The following is an 18665-nucleotide window of genomic DNA, read 5'->3' as shown; positions in this document are numbered from 1 at the left end:
CGCGGCCCTGATTGGGCTGCACCGCGCACTCCCCGCCTCTTTTCACTTCATGGTGCTCACTTCATGGGCCGGGCCCCCGCCGCCGAAGATAGGGTGCGGCCTTCGGCAGATAGCCAGATGATCTAACGCTTGATATTTATCCAGAAAAAATGCATAAAAAGATTTTGGTCATCGCGAATTATCTGCTCTGACCCGCCGACGACGGGAAATGACACCCCCATCGGGGCGCAACAACGGGCCCCTTGAGCCCCGCGAACCCTGAAGACGGGCATGGTCCCCTCTCTGGCAGGACGCCACTTTCATCATTCACGACAGGAGTTAAAGATGAGTCATTCCCTCTCCCAGGAGGCCTTCCTGGCCCAGGTCGCCAGCCGCAACCCTCACCAGCCCGAGTTTATCCAGGCCGTGAGCGAGGTGATCGCCTCCATCTGGCCCTATGTGGAGCGCCACCCCCGTTACCTGCAACACGGCCTGCTGGAGCGACTGGTGGAACCCGAGCGCCTGGTGCAGTTTCGGGTGAGCTGGGTGGATGACCAGGGCCAGGTGCAGGTGAACCGCGGCTACCGGGTGCAGCACAGCTCCGCCATCGGCCCCTTCAAGGGCGGCATGCGCTTCCACCCCTCGGTGGATCTCTCGGTGCTGAAATTCCTCGCCTTCGAGCAGACCTTCAAGAACGCCCTCACCACCCTGCCCATGGGCGGCGGCAAGGGGGGCAGCGATTTCGATCCCAAGGGCAAGAGCGAAGGAGAAGTAATGCGCTTCTGCCAGGCCCTGATGCTGGAGCTCTATCGCCACCTGGGGGCCAACACTGACGTGCCGGCGGGCGACATCGGGGTGGGCGGGCGCGAGGTGAGCTACATGGCGGGCATGATGAAGAAGCTCACCAACAGCGCCGAGTGCGTCTTCACCGGCAAGGGACTCTCCTTTGGCGGCAGCCTCATTCGTCCGGAAGCCACCGGCTACGGCCTGCTCTACTTTGTCGACGCCATGCTGGCCCATCGCGGCCAGTCCCTCGATGGCCTGCGGGTCTCGGTGTCGGGCTCGGGCAACGTGGCCCAATACGCCATCGAGAAGGCGATGGCCCTCGGCGCACGCGTCATCACCGCCTCCGACTCCGGCGGCACCGTCTATGATCCGGACGGCTTCACCCCCGAGAAGCTGGCCCGCCTGATGGCGCTTAAAAACGAGCAGCGCAAGCGGGTCGCCGATTACGCCCATGAGCTCGGGCTCGAGTTCTTCAGCGGCCGCACCCCCTGGCACCTGGCGACCGACGTCGCCCTCCCCTGCGCCACCCAGAACGAGCTGGATGCCGAAGATGCGGCGCAGCTTATTGCCAACGGCGTGCAGTTGGTGGCCGAGGGAGCCAACATGCCCTCCAGCGCCGCCGCCATCCGCCTCTTCCACGAAGCAAAGGTGCTGTTCGCCCCGGGCAAGGCGGCCAACGCCGGCGGGGTTGCCACCTCGGGCCTCGAGATGAGCCAGAATGCCCAGCGCCTCTCCTGGAGCCGGGAGGAGGTGGACGCTCGCCTCAAGGGGATCATGACCAGCATCCACGCCACCTGTGTCCGTTACGGTCAGGATGCTGACCATGTGAACTACGAAAGCGGCGCCAATATTGCCGGCTTCGTCAAGGTGGCCGACGCCATGCTGGCGCAAGGGGTCTGCTAGTCACGGCGCTCGAGACGTCGGAATGCAACAGGGCAGCCCATGGCTGCCCTGTTTGTCATAAGCACCGCCTTGCGCTGACCTGAGCCATCGCAGGTTACCTGCCCGGCGTCACTTCACGCTCGCTTCACCGGGCCATGACACCCTCATCTCTCTTTTTATGTGCAAACGAGGAGAACCCGATGACAACCACAGGCGCCCTGCTGATCCTGGCCGGGCTCGGCTGCTTCCTGGCATTCAACCTGCTGGGCTCCACCCTCGATGCCCAGGGCTTCCTGCACGAGCCCTTTGCCCTGCTGCCCCTGGGCTATCTGCTGCTCTTCACCGGCATGGCTCTCAGCTTGCTCCCCCTGCTGCGCAAGGGGCGCACCAGGGAGCTATGACACAAACCGCAAGGTATCAGGAGCTCAGCAATAGCGGCTGATCTCGATGAGGTTCTAATCCGGGTCCAGGCAATAGACCGATTCGATGGGACCACAGGCACCGCTTTTCATCACTGGCCCCTCCACGATTTCGACCCCCTGGCTCGCCAGCTGGGCCATCACCTGATCCAGGGGCCAGCTGGTGATGAGGCAGAGATCCCCCGACCCCACCTGCGCCCGGTTGCGCGCCTCCTCCCCCAGCAACTGCAAATTGATCTTCTGGTTGCCAAAGCGCAGCGCCCGGCGGCCTGCCCCGAAGGTGATGGGCTCCATCTTGAAGGCGCCGCTGTAAAACGCCATCGCCCGCTCAATGTCGCTGACCGTCAATACCAGATGGTCGATATGGCTTATCATGCTTGCTCCCTGTCATGGTGATTGCCGCACCATCATACCCACCCGCCTCAATAGAAACTGTGGCATGGTGCACAGGGGGCTAACCACTTATTTTGACTAGGGAAATACCTTAACGCACGGCGGCACACGCCTTGTCACGCTGGGCCAGCAGGGTTTCGTCATCACTGCCCATGGCCGCCAGAATGGCCTGATTGCAGGCCCGCTCCGCGAGCTTACTCGGGCTCGGCTGGGCATCGGCGATCTCCGCAATCATGGGGCGATAGCCGATGGCGGCCGAGCAGTACATGGTGCGGTACTTGGGAAGCTGCCAACTGCTGTCGTCTTGCCGTGTCAGGTCATCGCACAGTTTTCCAAACAGTGCCTGCGCCTTGACTGTGCACTGACTGAAGCGCCGCACATCTTGCTCGTAGGGACGGCAGACACTTTGCTGTTTTATCTGCCAGAGCTGGAAAGAGAAGGGAACCTGCTCTCCCTCATAGGGCACTACCAGCGTTTTTAGCTCGGTGCCATAGATATCCGTCACCTGTTGCTGCACCAGATTGAGATAAGCCGAAAAAAGATAAGAAATTGGATCCATCACCACCTCCCTGTGGTTCGCCTTCTCTATCTTCGCCACCCATGGCTAGGGAAGGTGCGAACAAGTCCCTGATATGAGATCATGTTTGTCATCTGGAGCCATGAAAAAGGGTTCATCATGAGTCATCAACTTACCTTCGCCGACAGTGAATTCAGCAGTAAGCGCCGTCAGACCAGAAAAGAGATTTTCTTGTCCCGCATGGAGCAGATCCTGCCATGGCAAAACATGGTGGAAGTCATCGAGCCGTTTTACCCCAAGGCTGGTAATGGCCGGCGACCTTATCCGCTGGAAACCATGTTACGCATTCACTGCATGCAGCATTGGTACAACCTGAGCGATGGTGCGATGGAAGATGCTCTGTACGAAATCGCCTCCATGCGTCTGTTTGCCCGGTTATCCCTGGATAGCGCCTTGCCGGACCGCACCACCATCATGAATTTCCGCCACCTGCTGGAGCAGCATCAACTGGCCCGCCAATTGTTCAAGACCATCAATCGCTGGCTGGCCGAAGCAGGCGTCATGATGACCCAAGGCACCTTGGTCGATGCCACCATCATTGAGGCACCCAGCTCTACCAAGAACAAAGAGCAGCAACGCGATCCGCAGATGCATCAGACCAAGAAAGGCAATCAGTGGCACTTTGGCATGAAGGCCCACATTGGTGTCGATGCCAAGAGTGGCCTGACCCACAGCCTAGTCACCACCGCGGCCAACGAGCATGACCTCAATCAGCTGGGTAATCTGCTGCATGGAGAGGAGCAATTTGTCTCAGCCGATGCCGGCTACCAAGGGGCGCCACAGCGCGAGGAGCTGGCCGAGGTGGATGTGGACTGGCTGATCGCCGAGCGCCCCGGCAAGGTAAGAACCTTGAAACAGCATCCACGCAAGAACAAAACGGCCATCAACATCGAATACATGAAAGCCAGCATCCGGGCCAAGGTGGAGCACCCATTTCGCATCATCAAGCGACAGTTCGGCTTCGTGAAAGCCAGATACAAGGGGTTGCTGAAAAACGATAGCCAACTGGCGATGTTATTCACCCTGGCCAATCTGTTTCGGGCGGACCAAATGATACGTCAGTGGGAGAGATCTAACTAAAAACTGGGAATAACGCCTTAAATGGCGAAGAAACGGTCTAAATAGGCTGATTCAAGGCATTTACGGGAGAAAAAATCGGCTCAAACATGAAGAAATGAAATGACTGCGTCAGCCGAGAAGAATTTCCCCGCTTATTCGCACCTTCCCTTGCAGCAATTGGGGCGCGGACTGCGACTGGCGAGCGATAAAGAGTGCTGCACCGTATTGGACTTTGTTGGGAATGCCCGTGCGGAGTATGACTTTGCCCAGAAATTCCGGGCACTGGTGGGTAAAACCAATAAGGCGATCAGCCACGAGATCAAACAGGGCTTCCCTCACGCCCCCTTGGGCTGCCGTATCGAGCTCTCAAAACAGACCCAAGAGTTAATTCTGAGCAATATCAAAAAGGCGACTCTCAATACATCGCGCCTCATAGGCCTGATCCGCCGTTTCTCACAGGATTGCGATTTACCGCTGACACTGGCGAATTTTCTGAAGTTCTACCCTCATATCAGCCTTGAGGAGATCTACAAGCGCGGCAATTGGAGCGCCTTGGTCAAACAGGCCCACAACCATACCGTTTCTGAAATGAGCGATGAGAAGCTGTCGACCCTCTACACCCGGGCCATCAAAACCCGGCTATTGGGCTGTGATGCGCTCCATTACTTGAACTTCTTACAAACCTTGGTGGAAAGCGCCTTTACCTTAACGGCTGAACACGATGAGCGGATGGCCTTAATGTGCCATTACGACTTCTGGCAACAAAGCGGCCCCAACGCAGGCTTTAGAACGTTGGCGCACAGCCTGAAACAACTCAATCAACTTGAGTTGAGGGCCGAGCTGGCAGATCTGTTGCCTATGCTGATCAACCGGGTGCAGCACGAACAAAGAGCCATGCCGGATCTTCCCGGCAATCCACTGCAACTGCATGCCCGTTATGCCAGAGAGCAGGTGCTGGTTGGCTTTGGGGCAACCACCTTCACGCAACAGCCCTCGGCTCGCGAAGGGGTATATGTCATCGCAGAGCACAATATCGAGTTGCTGTTCGTGACCTTGAACAAAACGGAGCAGCACTTCTCCCCCACCACCCGTTATCACGACTACGCCATCAACGAGTCGCTGTTCCATTGGCAGAGCCAAAACAGCGCTCGCCCAGAGCGAGGTAAGGGGCTGAGTTACATAAACCACAGAGCAGAAGGTAAGCGTTTGTTTCTGTTCGTTCGTGAGCAGAGCAAAGATGAATTTGGCCGCACCCTTGGCTTTGTGAACTTCGGTGAGGTGGAGTACATCTCCCACAGCGGTAGCCAACCGATGAACATTAAATGGCGTCTCACTACTCCGATGCCGCCTTTTATGTGGAAAGAAGCGGCCAAATTGGCAGTTGGCTGAGCGACCCATCACAACAAGGCCCACCCACGGCGGGCCGCCTTCGTGTGGTCAGCAGGCAATCCGCTCTATGCGACCGCCACTGAGTTTGAAGAAGGCATCCTGAGGCAGCTCCTGAAGCCAGGTGGTGGTGTAGTCCAGATCCACATAGGCGCCGCGCAGCATGGCGCCAAAGAGACCGTGAGAAACCACGATGGCCTGCTCGGCAATGTGCTCGTCCTCAAGCCATTGCCGGGCCCGGCGCTGAATGCTCTCAAAACTCTCGCCATGGGGGGCCCGCAGATACCAGTCCGGCTCCTCCAGATCCAGCTCGGGGTAGGCCGCCAGCAGCTCGGGCACCCGGCGACTCTCCCACTCCCCCATCCCTAGCTCCACCAGCCGCTCGTCCCAGATGATGCGCTCCTGGTCCAAGCCAAGCTGCTGACACACCCGCTCCGCCGTCTGCCGTGCCCGGCCGAGGGGGCTGGCGTAGATCGTCCAGTCGGTGGGCTCGGTCAGGAGCTTGGCCAGACGGTCCCCCATGGCGAGGGCCTGGGCTTCTCCCCTGGGGGTCAGCTCGGAGTTGCAACGCCCCTGCAACCGCAATTCGGCGTTGTAACGGGTCTGGCCATGGCGCAGCAAATAGAGGGTTCGAGACATGGTTTCTCCAGCAGAGTCAACGAGATAAGAAAACAGGGGGAAGATGATAACAGATGTACCGGGTCAACCAAGACCCGGAGGATGCAGGCTTGTGCTGACTCCTTGAGCGCATGGCCTGCGGCTATCGTGAAGGGGTGACAGGGGCTGCGAGCCTTTATCGCACAGGCGCCTTGTGCGCATACCACACGCCTTCGCCACGGGCCCGGCGCGCCGTGGCAAGCGCCCCATGCTCCCCTATCTTGTTGTTCAGACGGGATAAAATGGGGATGTGCCGGTTTATCGGTCACAGGATGGCGGCCAATGCCAGAAAAGACAGAGTTTTTGCTCTGATCCGGGGGCCATTTTGGTACGTATCTCTGGCTCACGACAGGGACGCCTGGTGTACAATCTGCCACCCGATTTCCCCTGACCCGGCCCAGGCTCAGGCCCTGATGTACCCCAGAGTAAATGAACGTGACCCCAACCCACCCCATGCTCGACAGTTATTACAGCCAGGATCTGGTGTTCTTCTCCATCCTGGTGGCGGTGCTCGCCTCCTACACGGCGCTGACCATGACCAGCCGGGTGAGCCAGAGCCGGGGACGGGCCGCCGTGCTCTGGCTCGCGGGGGGAGCCTTCGCCATGGGGCTCGGCATCTGGTCCATGCATTTTATCGGCATGCTCGCCTTCAACCTGCCCATCGCGCTGGGATACGATCTGACCCTCACCGGTCTCTCCCTGGTGGCGGCCATCGGCTCCTCGGCCTTTGCGCTCTGGCTGGTGAGTCGTCCCCAGCTCCCCTGGCACCAGATCCTGTTCGGGGCCGTGCTGATGGGTGCCGGCATCGCCACCATGCACTACATCGGCATGGCGGCCATGAAGATAGCGCCCGGCATCCACTACCTGCCTGGGCTTTTCATCCTCTCCATCCTCATCGCGGTATTCGCCTCGGGGGCCGCACTCTGGATAGCGTTTCGCCTGCGCAACAGCTCGCCCCGCGCCTTCTTCAGCAAGGCCCTCGCCTCCCTGGTGATGGGGGCCGCCATCATGGGCATGCACTACACCGGCATGGCGGCGGCCCAGTTCCCCGCAAAGAGCCTGTGCGGGGCCCTCTACACCGGTCTCAATACCCAGTGGCTGGCAACCGTGGTCATCATAGTGACCCTGACGGTGTTCGCCATCGCCTTCGTGCTCTCCATGCTGGATGCCCACGCCGCCAGGCTCTCCACCTCCCTGCACCAGGCCCACGACGAGCTGCTCAAGCTGGCGCTCCATGACAGCCTGACCCGGCTGCCGAACCGGCTGCTGTTTGCCGACCGGCTGGAGCAGCGCATCCAGGAGTGTCAGCACAGCCAGCGCAGCTTCTCCCTGCTGTTTCTCGATCTCGACGGCTTCAAGATCATCAACGATGCCCACGGCCACCACACCGGGGATCTGCTGCTGGCCGAGGTGGCCCAGCGCATCACCGGCCTGCTTGGTGCCAGCGACACCGCCTCGCGCTTTGGCGGGGACGAGTTCGTGCTGGCACTGGCGCCGGGGGATGTGAGCCAGACCACGGCCTTTGCCGAGCGGCTGCTGGCCACCCTGGCCCAGCCCTATGAGTGGGAGCACCACAGCCTGCACATCACCGCCAGCATCGGCATTGCCGTCTATCCCCAGGATGGCACCAGCCTGCACGAGCTGACCCTCAACGCCGATGCCGCCATGTATTACGCCAAGGAGCAGGGGCGCAACGACTACTACTACTTCGACAGCGCCATGAACGCCAACGCCCACCAGCAGTTCCTGCTGCACAAGGAGCTGCAACACGCCCTGGAGCGGGAGGAGCTGGCCCTGCACTACCAGCCCAAATACTGTGCCCGCAGCGGCCAGGTGGTCGGCGCCGAGGCCCTGCTGCGCTGGCAGCACCCGGAGCATGGTGCCGTCTCGCCGGCCAGCTTCCTGCCGCTGGCGGAGAAGAGCCGGCTCATCATCCCCATCGGCAACTGGGTCATCGACGAGGCGTGCCGCCAGATGAGCGCCTGGCGGGCGGCGGGTCATCACGACTGGAGCGTGGCGGTCAATCTCTCCACCATCCAGCTCGCCAGCCCCGGGCTGCTGGAGGAGGTGCAGGGCGCCCTCGCCCGCCATCGGCTCGAGGCCCGTCACCTGACCCTGGAGATCACCGAATCCACCGCCATGCAGAAGGCCGAGGAGAGCCTCGCCATCCTCAACCGTCTGGCCGAGCTCGGCCTTGGCATCTCCATCGACGACTTCGGCACCGGCTACTCCAGCCTGCTCTACCTCAAGCGCTTCCCCGCCAACGAGCTCAAGATTGACCGGGGCTTTGTCACCACCCTGGAGCGGGGAGGCGACGATGCCACCATCATCGCCGCCATCATCGCCCTGGGTCAGGCCCTGGAGATGCGCATCGTGGCAGAGGGGGTGGAAACCCCGGAGCAGCGGGACCTGCTCACCGAGCTGGGCTGCGACACCTTGCAGGGCTACCTGCTCGGACGCCCCATGACCGGGGAGCAACTGCTTGTCCACTGCGCTCCCGAGACTCCCCAACGGGTGCTGGAAGGTGTGCTTGCCTGACAAGCAGGTGAGGCGCAGCGCCCGTGTCGCCAGGGTCATCACCAGCCCGATTGCGTCCCTTCACTACTCAAGGTAGTCTGCTGCAAGACTCGAATGCTCCTTTATTTTGCCGGGCGCATCGAGCGCCCCCCATGGCAGATCACCCGTTCAGAGGAGCCACATCCATGGCCAGATACCAGTTCTTCAGCGTCCCCGCCTCCCGCCGTCAGCAATATACCTATGTCGACATGGCCTCCCCCACTTTCCTCACGGAGAAGGAGGCGCTGCTAACGCAAGGATTCGAGGTGGAAGAGGATTTCATCGACGCGGCCACTCCCCGCGAGGCGGTGGAGAAGTACAGATCCGGCTTTCTCTACGTGGCGGACGAGATAGGCAAGTCAGACGAGGCCTATGCGGCGGCAACGGCCTTGCTGGAGATGGGCAAGAAGATCCTGGGCCGCAAGGCGGGCTGAGCAAGGCGGGCCGCCGGGACGATACCCCCGATGGCCCGCAGGCAGTCAGCGTTGAGGGTGCTGGCGGAGCATCTCCACCAGCTCCTCTTCACTGCCGGGTTCATGGGCAAGCTGCAGGCTGGGGGCGGCGCCCCCCATCAGCATATAAACGTGAGTGCTACAGTGATCGTAGTGATACCACTTACCGTCGATACAAACGTCGGTATAGCATCTCGGGTCCTTCTTGAGTTCCATACGCACATCCTTATGTGTCATTCACCAACATCACCCTTGACCGTAAAATAAGCGGCCCGAGTCCCCCTTGACCTGGATCAAGGGAGGTGGCGGGCAGAAGCGGGCAGTGGCCGGATCTGGCCGGGGCCGGATGTCGCCAGCCCGGATGACAGAGCCCACCAACCGGCCCCAGCCAGGCAACAGCGCAACAAAAACGGCGCCCGAAGGCGCCGTTTTTCATGTCCGTCATTTGACCGACGGGGAACAAGCCGCTGGCTTATTCGTCTTCCAGGTAGGCGTAGCCTTGCAGACCCAGCTCCAGCTCGTCGAGCAGGGCCTTGCGGGTCTCGTCGTCCAGCGCCGGGTGGGAGACGATGCGCTGGTAGTTCTCGCGGATCACGGATGGGTCGATGTTGACGTAACGCAGCAGCTGGTCGACGGTGTCACCACGCACCACGTTGCGGATGTCCATCTTGCCTTCTTCATCCAGCCACACTTCCGCGCAGTGGGTGTCACCGAACAGGTTGTGCAGATCCCCCAGGATCTCCTGATAGGCACCCACCAGGAAGAAGCCGACATGGCACTCTTCGTGCTCACCGTAGACCGGCATCGGCAGGGTGCTTTCCACCCCCAGACCGTCGACGTAGTGCTCCACCTGACCGTCGGAGTCACAGGTGATGTCCATCAGGATGCCGCGGCGGGTGAGCGGACGCTCGAGGCCGGCCAGCGGCATCACCGGGAACACCTGACCGATACCCCAGGCATCCGGCAGGGACTGGAACAGGGAGAAGTTGGCAAAGCACTTGTCAGCCAGTTTCTCGGAGAGTTCGTCGGCCAGGGCGCGGTGGTTGCGGTTGACTGGGTTCAGCAGCTCCTTGAGCGCCAGACAGGTGTTCTGGTGCAGCATCTCGGCCCAGGCACGTTGCTCCAGGTTCAAGAGGCCCATGGTGTACTGGGCGTTGACGTCACCGAGATCCGCCACGGAGTCGTGGAAGATCTCCAGCAGGGAGGGATCTTCCCCGCGCAGGTCCAGCCACCCTTTCCACATGTTCTGCAAGATGGTGGGCGCGTCCTCGTCCGGGGCGCTGATGTCGTTCACCTCCACCCCTTCGGCACCAATGATATTGGTGACCAGCACGGCGTGGTGTGCAGTCAGGGCACGGCCGGACTCGCTGATGATGGTCGGGTGCGGCAGGTCGAACTCGCGGCAGACATCGCCGATGCCCCAGACCACGTTGTTGGCGTACTCGGAGAGGCTGTAGTTCGCGGAGCAGTGGCTCTGGGAACGGGTGCCCTCGTAGTCCACACCCAGGCCGCCGCCCACGTCCACCACCTCGACCTTGGCGCCAAGACGGCACAGCTCGGCGTAGAAGCGGCCGCACTCGCGGATGCCGCCCTGGATGTCGCGGATGTTGGCGATCTGGGAACCCAGGTGGAAGTGCAGCAGTTGCAGGCAGTCCAGCTTGCCGAGGCTGCGCAGACGCTCCACCAGCGCCAGGATCTGGGAGGCGGAGAGACCGAACTTGGACATGGAACCGCCGCTCGATTCCCACATGCCGGAGCCGGTGGACGCCAGACGGGCGCGCACCCCGATGTTGGGCTTGATGTTGAGACGAGCTGACTCGTCGAGCACCATTTCCAGCTCGGAGGGCTTCTCCACCACGATGTAGACCTTGTGACCCATCAGGTTGCCCAGGAGGGCGTGGCGGATGTATTCGCGGTCCTTGTAACCGTTGCAGACGATCACGGACCCTTGCTCATGATGATGGGACAGCACGGCCAGCAACTCGGGCTTGGAGCCCGCTTCCAGCCCAAGCCGGGGCTTGTCGCTGTAGGACTGACTGATGGTCTCGATGACGCGGCGCTGCTGGTTTACCTTGATCGGGTAAACGCACAGGTAATCCCCTTCATAGCCTGACTTTTCGATGGCCTGACCGAAGGCGTTGAACAGCGCATCGACCCGGCTCTTGAGGATGTCGGGGAAACGCAGCAACACCGGCGTGGTCAGCCCGGACTGGCGCAGTTGCTCGATGGCCTCGGACAGCACGATCTGAGCCTCGGGGCGAGACTTGTCGGGAGAGACGGTCACATGACCGGCGTCATTGATATTGAAAAAACCCGCACCCCAGTAGGGAACGTTGTAGACCTTCAAGGAGTCCTTGCTGGACCAGTTAGTCATGGGCTATGCCTCGCAAATGAGCGGCCGTGGGCCGCCTTCGTTACCCTCAATCACATCCAGACCATTGATTGCAAAATGCGGCAAGCCAGAGCGGCCTGCTGACGCTGGACCCGCAACGGAGCATGCTCCGCCACATCCTGTTCATTGCACATCGCGGCAAGCCAAGGCTGCCTGGTGGATCTTGGGAAGTAACGAGTCTTGATGTGGGGCTGGTGGCTTTACATCAAGCTCAACGGTATGCGGTAACACCTTGCCGGCGTACCGCGGTACTTTGATGACAATCGGCATCAGCCACGCCGTTTGTTCATCATTCGGCAGCCACCCCGACGGACAGGAGAGGGTTTCAAGGAAGAGAAGGGAAGACGTCAGCACGCATCGTGTTGATGGACGACAACCACTACGACCCGCTCAACGCCAGTGACCGCCCATGACAAGGGAGATGATGAGCCCGAAGCCCACTCGGTCAGCTGAAAGATGAGAGTCCGTTGTTCTCCCTGATACCGGAGCCTAACCGGTATTAAAGAAACCATTCCCCAGCAGTGTCTGTCGTTTCTGCGTGCCTCGCCCTATAGGCGTCATGATCCTGCGGGTCTGGCGGACACGGCCTGCGCAGGGTTGCCCTCGGATCGGCGCGGAGTGTACACACTTACCGCAGCCAGTGACAATAAAAAATCGTGTTAAAAAACGGGTTTTCATCGGGGGGCAAAATCTCGCTGCCAGCAAGGCGGGCTCTGGGATGGCGGGGGATGGGAGTGCGTGGGCGAGGCGATGAAAATAACCAACACGTCACGCATTTGGGGTCACCCCTTGCCAGCGCTGGGCCGAGGGGAAATTCAGCTTTTTCGCAATTGCTTAACCAGTTTTTATTTTGGAATTTTTATGCAAGGTGCCAAGCGATGATCCCCGCCCCTCCCCCTCGATGGCCCTCCTCTCCCCCACAAAGTCATCAAAAACTGCGCTGACGCAATAAGCGGCGCCGCCGTCTTGGCCACAATGACTCCTCTTTCGTGACCCGAGGCTTGCCCATGAACACCCTGCTTTCGCGCTTTCTCCACTACCTCACCTTTCATACCCGTTCCGATGCGACCAATCCTGCCTGCCCCAGCAGCGAGGGACAGCGCCTCTTCGCCCGGGCCCTGTGCGACGAAATAACGCAGATGGGGCTAAGCCAGGTCACCCTGGACGAGCATGGCTACCTCACCGCCTGCCTGCCGGGCAACCAGCCGGATGCCCCCGCCATCGGGCTCATCGCCCACATGGACACCGCCGATTACGAGGCCGAATGCGTCGTCCCCCAGATAGTCGAGAACTATCAGGGGGGCGATATCTGCCTTGGCAAAGGGGACGAGGTGCTGGCCATCCGCCAGTACCGCTTCCTGAAAAACTACCTGGGGCAGGATCTCATCACCACCGACGGCACCACACTGCTGGGTGCCGACGACAAGGCGGGCATCGCCGAGATCCTCACCGCCGTGGAATACCTGCAGGCTCACCCCGAGATCCCCCGTGGCGATGTCTGGGTCGGCTTTACCCCGGACGAGGAGATAGGGCGCGGTGCCGACCGCTTCCCGCTGGACCGCTTCCCGGCCAAGTGGGCCTACACGGTGGATGGCGGCGAGCTCGGCGAGCTCGAATGCGAGAACTTCAACGCCGCCAGCGCCACGGTGCGCATCACAGGCAACAACGTCCACCCCGGCACCGCCAAGGGCAGCATGATCAACAGCCAGACCCTGGCCGCCCGCTTCCATGCCGCCATGCCCGCCGAACAGACCCCGGAGTGCACCCAGGGGTATGAGGGCTTCTTCCACCTGGCCCGGATGGAGGGCACGGTGGAGGAGACCACCCTGCACTACCTCATCCGCGACTTCGACGATGACTGCTTCGCCGCCCGCAAGGCCCAGCTCAAGGAGCGGGTCGCCTCCCTTCAGCTGGACGCACCCAAGGCGCGCATCACCCTGGAAATAGTGGACAACTACCGCAACATGCGCAGCCAGATAGCGCCCCATCCCCACATCGTCGAGCTGGCCAAAGCCGCCATGGAGGCCGCCGACGTGGTGCCCAAGATCAAACCCATTCGCGGCGGCACCGACGGCGCCCGGCTCTCCTTCATGGGGCTGCCCTGCCCGAACCTGTTCACCGGCGGCCACAACTTCCACGGCAAGCACGAGTTCATCCCCCTGCAATCCATGGAAAAAGCGGTCGCCACCCTGGTGGCGCTGGTGCGCCTCACCTCTGCCTGGCGGGCAGAGTAAGGGGGCAAGGACGGGGCTCGCCCCGTCATCAAACCGTCACCCAACCGACACACGAAAGGCACGCAGGGGCGTCAAGCTGAGGCAAAGTTCAGCGGAGCCTTGCCCATGTTCGACGTCGATACCCTGCTGAGGCAGCACCTGCCCCGCCTCGCCAGCCAGCCCCTACTCCGTCCCCTGATGAGGCAGGGGCTGAGCTGGTTGCTGCACGAGGAGGCCTTCACCCGCTTTGCCGCGCGCCATCCCCACCTGCGTGGTCTGGACTTCGTCGAGCAGGCCCTCACCGAGCTCCACTTCGACTACCGGGTGAGCGAGGCCGAGCTCGAGCACATTCCCGCCAGCGGCCGGGTCATTCTTGTCGCCAACCACCCCATCGGCTCCCTGGACGGGCTGGCCCTGCTGCGCCTCATCGGGCACATCCGCCCCGACGTCAAGATAGTGGCCAACCAGGTGCTGGCCCAGCTCGCGCCGCTGCGACCATTGCTATTGCCGGTGGACAACATAGGGGGCAAGACCGACAGGCAGGCCATCCTCGCCATGAATGAACACCTCGCCGCCGACGGGGCCCTGGTTATCTTCCCCGCAGGCGAGGTCTCCCGCCTCGGCCCCAAGGGGGTGAAGGATGGCACCTGGCAGGCCGGCTTCATCAAGCTGGCCCAGCGCAGCCGAACGCCCCTGGTGCCCATTCACCTGGGAGGGCGCAACAGCCTCTGGTTCTATCTCGCCTCCTGGCTCAACAAGCCCGCCTCCGCCCTGCTGCTGGTACGCCAGCTGTTTCGCCAGCAGGGGCGGACGCTGCCGGTGACCATAGGGGCGCGCATTCCCCTCGCCAGTTTTCAGGAGTTGCCGGCCAAGACGGCAGCCCGGCTGGTGCGCGGCCACCTCTACCGAATCGCTCGAGGCAAGGCGGGACGGTTGCAGACCGAGGCCCCCATCGCCCTGCCGGAGGATCGCCGCCTGCTGAAACAGGCCATCGACGGGTGCGAGCTGCTCGGCCAGACCCCGGACGGCCAGCGCATCCTGCTCTATCGCCGCCACGAGCAGAGCCACTCGGTGATCCTGCGTGAGCTGGGGCGCCTGCGGGAGATTGCCTTTCGGGCGGTGGGGGAAGGCTCGGGCAAGCGGCGAGATCTCGATGCCTTCGACGATGACTATCACCACCTCATCCTCTGGGATCCCGCCCGCCTCGACATCATCGGCGCCTACCGTTTCGCCCCGGTGGCCGAACGGCTGGCCAGCAAGGGGCTGGATGGCCTCTACAGCCACACCCTGTTCGGCTTCGAAGAGAAGCTGCTGCCCCGGCTGGAACAGGCCATCGAGCTTGGCCGCAGCTTCATCCAGCCCGCCTACTGGGGCAAGCGGGGGCTCGATTACCTCTGGTTCGGCATCGGGGCCTATCTGGCCCGCTATCCCCAATACCGCTACCTGTTCGGGCCCGTCACCCTCTCCGGCAGCCTGCCGCCGGCGGCCAAGGATCTGCTGGTGAGCTTCTATCGCCAGCACTTCGCCCCCACCCTTGCCCTCGCCCCTTCCCGCCGCCCCTATCCCGCCACGCCGACGCTGTTCGAGGGGCGCGATTACGGGGACGACCTCAAGGTGCTCAAGGCCGGGCTCGACAACCTGGGCTGCGCCATTCCCACCCTCTACAAGCAGTACGCCGAGCTGTGCGAGCCGGGGGGCGTGCAGTTCATGGACTTTGGCATCGACCCGGACTTCAACCACTGCATCGACGGCCTGGTGTGGGTGGACGTGAGCCGCATCAAGCCCCACAAGCGGGCCCGCTATATCGGCCTCCCCGCCGGGGAAGCGCCGGCCACATCTGGCGACCGTTGACCGGGTGCTGCAACGAAAGAGGGAGGCCTGCGCCTCCCTCTTTCACATCATGGGTGATGCCGCCTACTCGGCTGCGGGTTTGCGATCCGCATGGCCGAGATCCCGCTCCGGGGCGATGACATCCCGCACCCGCTGCTTGATCTCCTTGGCCTCGGGGAAGCCCTCGTCGGCCACCCTGTCCCACACCAGCACCCCGTCCACCAGGATACGAAACTCCCCCTTGCTGGCGGGCACCAGGGCCACCTCTCCCAGTTCGCCGTCGAAGGTGGAGAGCAGCTCCTGGGCGAGCCAGGCGGCTCGCAGCATCCAGCGGCAGAGGGTGCAGTAACGGATTTCGATGCGCGGTTTCGCGAGGGGCAAATGGGTGTCTGTCATGGGGTGACTCCGTGAAAATCGGTCAACCAGTGGCGAGCGATGCGCTGCATGGTGGCCTGGGGCAGTTCGTGAAGGCCCGGGGTGGATGCATGATGGGCCAGTTGGTGCACCCCTTCGATGATCTCCGCCAGCACCAGGTAGACATATTCGCCGATGACGGCGCCGTGGACGAAGTTGACCGCCTCCCCCCGGTTGAGCAAAAAGATGGTGCTGCCGTCCGGCCGGGTCAAGGCCAGCACATGGGGACACACCTCCTCGCTCGGCCAGGGCAGCTGGGCGAGGCTGAAGGCGAATTCGTCGTCGGCGGAGGTGACCGAGGCCAGCATGGCGCCGGGGCGCAGGGCCTGCATATCGGTGATGTCGAGGGAGCCATTGCCGGTGGAGCAGATCACCAGCTCGGCGCGGCCCAGGGCCTCGGCCTTGTTCACCAGCTTGAAGCCGTGGGAGAGCGCCTCCACCTGGCGCAGGGCATCCGTCTCCACCAGCTCCAGATGCAGGTTGCGACAGCGCAGTTCCCGGGCGATGCTGCGCCCCACCTTGCCATAGCCGAACAGGGCGGCCTGGCAGACATTGAAGGTACGCCTCAGGGTACGCGCGAGGGACTCCGCGGAGTAGACCACGCTCAGGCCGATCTGGATATCTTCCGCCTGCTTGAGGGGGCTGCGGGCCACCGAGATGATGGGGGCCGCCAGGGACTCCTGTTCGTAGCGCTGATGGCCGTTCTCGGTCATCTCCACCACCCCGATGAAGCGGGCGCCAAAGTGCTCGGCCAGTACCGCCTGGCTCTTGGCGAAGTAGCCGCCGATGTCGAGGATGATGAGCCGCTCGTGGGACATCACCAGGGGGGCAATCTGGGCGATCACCTCACCGGGATCCGAGGTCCAGTGGCGATTGAGGGGAAGCACGGGGTAGTGCTGCTGGGCCCAGGCCAGCGTCGGCCCGTGCACGGACTTGGGTTTGGGCAGGATGGCGCCGACCCGGCCCACCCGATCGAGCACCTGGATGAAGTCGGGTCTGTCGGGAAGCAGGTGGGTCACCAGCAGGATGCAGAGATCCCCAAGACATCCCTGTTCGGTGAAATGGCGAAAAAACAGATGCTCAGATCCCTGACTGTGCAACTGTGGCCTCCTTAGCATGCCGCGGGAAAGCAGGCAAACAGAACCCGGCATAGCCGGGTTCTGTGTGTATCCAGATAATTGAAAATCCTTTTTATCCGAAAGCACCATGGGTCTCAATCTTTATCTGTCCAGACTTTGACAAGCCCATCAATTTCTAAGGTAATAGCCTGTTTTTCATGCAGAAATCAGTAAAGTGACGCCTCTGGCCATACCCACCACAGACTCACTCCGGCACCAACGGCCGCCACCAGGATCAAGCCCCCCCAGCGAGAGAGTCCCGGGCGCCCGTGCAGGGCACGTTCCAGCAGCGGCAACAGCCAGACCGGCAGCAGCACCAGCAGGGGCACTTCCACGTACTGCCAGGCGAGCATCTGCACGAAGGCGAGTGCCAGCCCCAGGGCGGCCGGGGTCACCTTGACCCCTGCAAAGGCGCCGAGCAGGGCACGGAATCCGGCAAACGCGGCCAGGGCCCCCGTCAGCTGGGCGATGAGCAGGCTGCCATCGATGCCGATGACCAGCGCCAGCCAGATGAAGGCCAGGGCGAAGCCGAGCCCCTCCTCGCTGTCACCGCGCCAGCTCATCCAGCCAGACCAGAGGATGGCGGGCAACAGGGCCAGCCAGATCCCGGGCTCGCTCGCCAGCACGGAGGCCAGCCCCTGCCACCACACCAGGGCGCCCAGCCCCCCGAAAAGCGCGAGGGCGATCCCCTTGTTGGTACCCTGGGTCAGAGCGGGCACCAGCAGGGTCAGCGGCAGCCACTGCCACGCCTTGACCGGCAGGCCATAGGCACCGCCCAGCAGGCAGCCCACCAGCCAGATCCCCAGGGCGCCCCACAGATAGCCCAGCCGCGGCCAGCGCCACGACAGCAAAGCGGCCCCTAAAGGAGCCGCCAGGGTTTGAAGCAGGAGTGCTGCGCCCATTACTTGCGCACGCCTTCAACGAACAGGTTGATGGTCATCTCGTCAGGGATGTTCGGCACCATGTAGTTCACGCCAAAGTCGCTGCGCTTGATGGTGGTGGTGGCGTTGAAGCCGCTGCGGTAGCCGCCCCAGGGATCCTTGCCCTCGCCGATGTGGACCAGGTCGAAGGCAACGTCCTTGGAGACGCCGTGCAGGGTCAGGGTGCCCTTGAGCACGCCTTTGTCCTTGGTGCCTTCATAGCCGGTGCTGACGAAGGTCATCTTGGGGTACTGCTTCACGTCCAGGAAGTCGGGGCTGCGCAGGTGCTTGTCGCGGGCCTCGTGGTTGGAATCCACGCTGGCGGCATCGATTTCGAAGCTCGCCTTGGCCGCCGCCGGGTTGGCGTCGTCCATGCTGAAGGTGCCACTGAAGGTGTTGAACCGGCCGACCAGTTCGGAGAAGCCGAGGTGGCCCACCTTGAACTGGACTGTGGTGTGCGCTGCATCGACATCGTAATCGGCAGCCATCAGGGGAGCCGCCATAAACAGGCAGGAGGCCAGCAGGGCCTTGGTCATTTTCATTCCGATCGTTCCTTCATTGGGGGTTCACAACGGTGAACAAAATGCTAACCTCCTATCGAGAATAGATAATCATCGATTTATTAAAATAAT

At 62.1% G+C, this 18665-nt stretch carries 16 protein-coding genes and 1 pseudogene; 8 read left to right on the top strand and 9 right to left on the bottom strand.

All coding sequences use genetic code 11. The annotated features are described in order from the left end of the window. Positions 1 to 324 precede the first annotated feature (324 nt). A complete protein-coding gene (gene gdhA / locus C2U37_RS16395) occupies positions 325 to 1668 on the top strand; it encodes an NADP-specific glutamate dehydrogenase (RefSeq protein ID WP_104452721.1) in 1344 nt (447 codons plus the stop codon). Positions 1669 to 1847: 179 nt separating this feature from the next. Next, the gene (locus C2U37_RS16390) at positions 1848 to 2048 is read left to right on the top strand and encodes a DUF3955 domain-containing protein (RefSeq protein ID WP_104452720.1); all 201 of its coding nucleotides are present in this window, start codon (positions 1848 to 1850) and stop codon (positions 2046 to 2048) included. 54 nt (positions 2049 to 2102) lie between these two features. On the opposite strand, the gene C2U37_RS16385 is transcribed toward C2U37_RS16390, so the two are convergent. Both C2U37_RS16385 and C2U37_RS16380 read right to left on the bottom strand, forming a co-directional pair. Continuing rightward, positions 2103 to 2441: a VOC family protein gene (locus C2U37_RS16385; RefSeq protein ID WP_104452719.1), complete on the bottom strand. Its 339-nt coding sequence runs from the start codon at positions 2439 to 2441 to the stop codon at positions 2103 to 2105. Between the two features lie 109 nt (positions 2442 to 2550). Next, the gene (locus tag C2U37_RS16380) at positions 2551 to 3018 is read right to left on the bottom strand and encodes a hypothetical protein (RefSeq protein ID WP_052815663.1); all 468 of its coding nucleotides are present in this window, start codon (positions 3016 to 3018) and stop codon (positions 2551 to 2553) included. Between the two features lie 117 nt (positions 3019 to 3135). Here C2U37_RS16380 and C2U37_RS16370 point away from each other — a divergent pair, with 117 nt between their 5' ends. Then, a complete protein-coding gene (locus C2U37_RS16370; RefSeq protein ID WP_233768410.1) occupies positions 3136 to 4116 on the top strand; it encodes an IS5-like element IS5 family transposase in 981 nt (326 codons plus the stop codon). 147 nt (positions 4117 to 4263) lie between these two features. Next, positions 4264 to 5484, top strand: a pseudogene (locus C2U37_RS16365) (DUF3427 domain-containing protein); the annotation flags it as partial. A 48-nt stretch (positions 5485 to 5532) separates the two neighbouring features. Here C2U37_RS16365 and C2U37_RS16360 read toward each other — a convergent pair. Next, positions 5533 to 6120, bottom strand: a complete 588-nt coding sequence (locus tag C2U37_RS16360) for a histidine phosphatase family protein (protein ID WP_104452717.1) — start codon at positions 6118 to 6120, stop codon at positions 5533 to 5535. Positions 6121 to 6567: 447 nt separating this feature from the next. Between C2U37_RS16360 and C2U37_RS16355 the strand changes: the two genes are divergently transcribed. Both C2U37_RS16355 and C2U37_RS16350 read left to right on the top strand, forming a co-directional pair. Beyond that, positions 6568 to 8676: a putative bifunctional diguanylate cyclase/phosphodiesterase gene (locus C2U37_RS16355; protein WP_233768408.1), complete on the top strand. Its 2109-nt coding sequence runs from the start codon at positions 6568 to 6570 to the stop codon at positions 8674 to 8676. Positions 8677 to 8840: 164 nt separating this feature from the next. Further along, a complete protein-coding gene (locus C2U37_RS16350) occupies positions 8841 to 9128 on the top strand; it encodes a hypothetical protein (RefSeq protein ID WP_041212754.1) in 288 nt (95 codons plus the stop codon). A 45-nt stretch (positions 9129 to 9173) separates the two neighbouring features. On the opposite strand, the gene C2U37_RS16345 is transcribed toward C2U37_RS16350, so the two are convergent. Together C2U37_RS16345 and speA are read right to left on the bottom strand one after the other, a co-directional pair. Next, positions 9174 to 9362, bottom strand: a complete 189-nt coding sequence (locus C2U37_RS16345) for a hypothetical protein (RefSeq protein ID WP_043154249.1) — start codon at positions 9360 to 9362, stop codon at positions 9174 to 9176. A 256-nt stretch (positions 9363 to 9618) separates the two neighbouring features. Beyond that, entirely contained in the window at positions 9619 to 11520 is a 1902-nt protein-coding gene (gene speA, locus C2U37_RS16340; protein ID WP_042882536.1) for a biosynthetic arginine decarboxylase, read from the bottom strand. Positions 11521 to 12545: 1025 nt separating this feature from the next. Between speA and pepT the strand changes: the two genes are divergently transcribed. Both pepT and C2U37_RS16325 read left to right on the top strand, forming a co-directional pair. After that, positions 12546 to 13772, top strand: coding sequence for a peptidase T (gene pepT, locus C2U37_RS16330; protein WP_104452715.1), 1227 nt, complete (start codon positions 12546 to 12548; stop codon positions 13770 to 13772). 105 nt (positions 13773 to 13877) lie between these two features. Beyond that, on the top strand, positions 13878 to 15602 hold the full coding sequence (locus tag C2U37_RS16325) for a lysophospholipid acyltransferase family protein (RefSeq protein WP_104452714.1): 1725 nt from the start codon (positions 13878 to 13880) through the stop codon (positions 15600 to 15602). 63 nt (positions 15603 to 15665) lie between these two features. Here C2U37_RS16325 and C2U37_RS16320 read toward each other — a convergent pair whose 3' ends face one another. The 4 genes from C2U37_RS16320 to C2U37_RS16305 all read right to left on the bottom strand — a co-directional run bounded on the left by C2U37_RS16320 (position 15666) and on the right by C2U37_RS16305 (position 18575). Then, complete coding sequence (locus tag C2U37_RS16320; RefSeq protein WP_010674179.1) at positions 15666 to 15977, bottom strand: SelT/SelW/SelH family protein; 312 nt, start codon at positions 15975 to 15977, stop codon at positions 15666 to 15668. Beyond that, a complete protein-coding gene (locus C2U37_RS16315; RefSeq protein WP_104452713.1) occupies positions 15974 to 17095 on the bottom strand; it encodes an adenosylhomocysteinase in 1122 nt (373 codons plus the stop codon). The genes C2U37_RS16320 and C2U37_RS16315 overlap by 4 nt, the downstream gene beginning before the upstream one ends. Before the next feature lie 185 nt (positions 17096 to 17280). Continuing rightward, positions 17281 to 18015 (bottom strand): hypothetical protein, encoded by a 735-nt coding sequence (locus tag C2U37_RS16310; RefSeq protein ID WP_104452712.1) that lies wholly within the window; start codon positions 18013 to 18015, stop codon positions 17281 to 17283. After that, complete coding sequence (locus C2U37_RS16305) at positions 18015 to 18575, bottom strand: YceI family protein (RefSeq protein WP_039038857.1); 561 nt, start codon at positions 18573 to 18575, stop codon at positions 18015 to 18017. Before C2U37_RS16305 ends, C2U37_RS16310 begins: the two co-directional genes overlap by 1 nt. Positions 18576 to 18665: the final 90 nt, after the last annotated feature.

The organism is Aeromonas sp. ASNIH1 (assembly GCF_002934285.1).
GTDB lineage: Bacteria > Pseudomonadota > Gammaproteobacteria > Enterobacterales > Aeromonadaceae > Aeromonas > Aeromonas caviae.
Note: the sequence above shows the minus strand (reverse complement) of the source record. Positions and strands in the feature narration are given on the sequence as shown.

Excerpts from the sequence above, each read along its gene's own strand:
- C2U37_RS16345 (WP_043154249.1), bottom strand. The coding sequence starts at position 9,362 with ATGGAACTCAAGAAGGACCCGAGATGCTATACCGACGTTTGTATCGAC.
- C2U37_RS16360 (WP_104452717.1), bottom strand. The coding sequence starts at position 6,120 with ATGTCTCGAACCCTCTATTTGCTGCGCCATGGCCAGACCCGTTACAAC.
- C2U37_RS16310 (WP_104452712.1), bottom strand. The coding sequence starts at position 18,015 with ATGGGCGCAGCACTCCTGCTTCAAACCCTGGCGGCTCCTTTAGGGGCC.
- speA (WP_042882536.1), bottom strand. The coding sequence starts at position 11,520 with ATGACTAACTGGTCCAGCAAGGACTCCTTGAAGGTCTACAACGTTCCC.
- C2U37_RS16355 (WP_233768408.1), top strand. The coding sequence starts at position 6,568 with ATGAACGTGACCCCAACCCACCCCATGCTCGACAGTTATTACAGCCAG.
- C2U37_RS16380 (WP_052815663.1), bottom strand. The coding sequence starts at position 3,018 with ATGGATCCAATTTCTTATCTTTTTTCGGCTTATCTCAATCTGGTGCAG.
- C2U37_RS16305 (WP_039038857.1), bottom strand. The coding sequence starts at position 18,575 with ATGAAAATGACCAAGGCCCTGCTGGCCTCCTGCCTGTTTATGGCGGCT.
- pepT (WP_104452715.1), top strand. The coding sequence starts at position 12,546 with ATGAACACCCTGCTTTCGCGCTTTCTCCACTACCTCACCTTTCATACC.
- C2U37_RS16325 (WP_104452714.1), top strand. The coding sequence starts at position 13,878 with ATGTTCGACGTCGATACCCTGCTGAGGCAGCACCTGCCCCGCCTCGCC.
- C2U37_RS16370 (WP_233768410.1), top strand. The coding sequence starts at position 3,136 with ATGAGTCATCAACTTACCTTCGCCGACAGTGAATTCAGCAGTAAGCGC.
- C2U37_RS16385 (WP_104452719.1), bottom strand. The coding sequence starts at position 2,441 with ATGATAAGCCATATCGACCATCTGGTATTGACGGTCAGCGACATTGAG.
- C2U37_RS16390 (WP_104452720.1), top strand. The coding sequence starts at position 1,848 with ATGACAACCACAGGCGCCCTGCTGATCCTGGCCGGGCTCGGCTGCTTC.
- C2U37_RS16320 (WP_010674179.1), bottom strand. The coding sequence starts at position 15,977 with ATGACAGACACCCATTTGCCCCTCGCGAAACCGCGCATCGAAATCCGT.
- gdhA (WP_104452721.1), top strand. The coding sequence starts at position 325 with ATGAGTCATTCCCTCTCCCAGGAGGCCTTCCTGGCCCAGGTCGCCAGC.
- C2U37_RS16350 (WP_041212754.1), top strand. The coding sequence starts at position 8,841 with ATGGCCAGATACCAGTTCTTCAGCGTCCCCGCCTCCCGCCGTCAGCAA.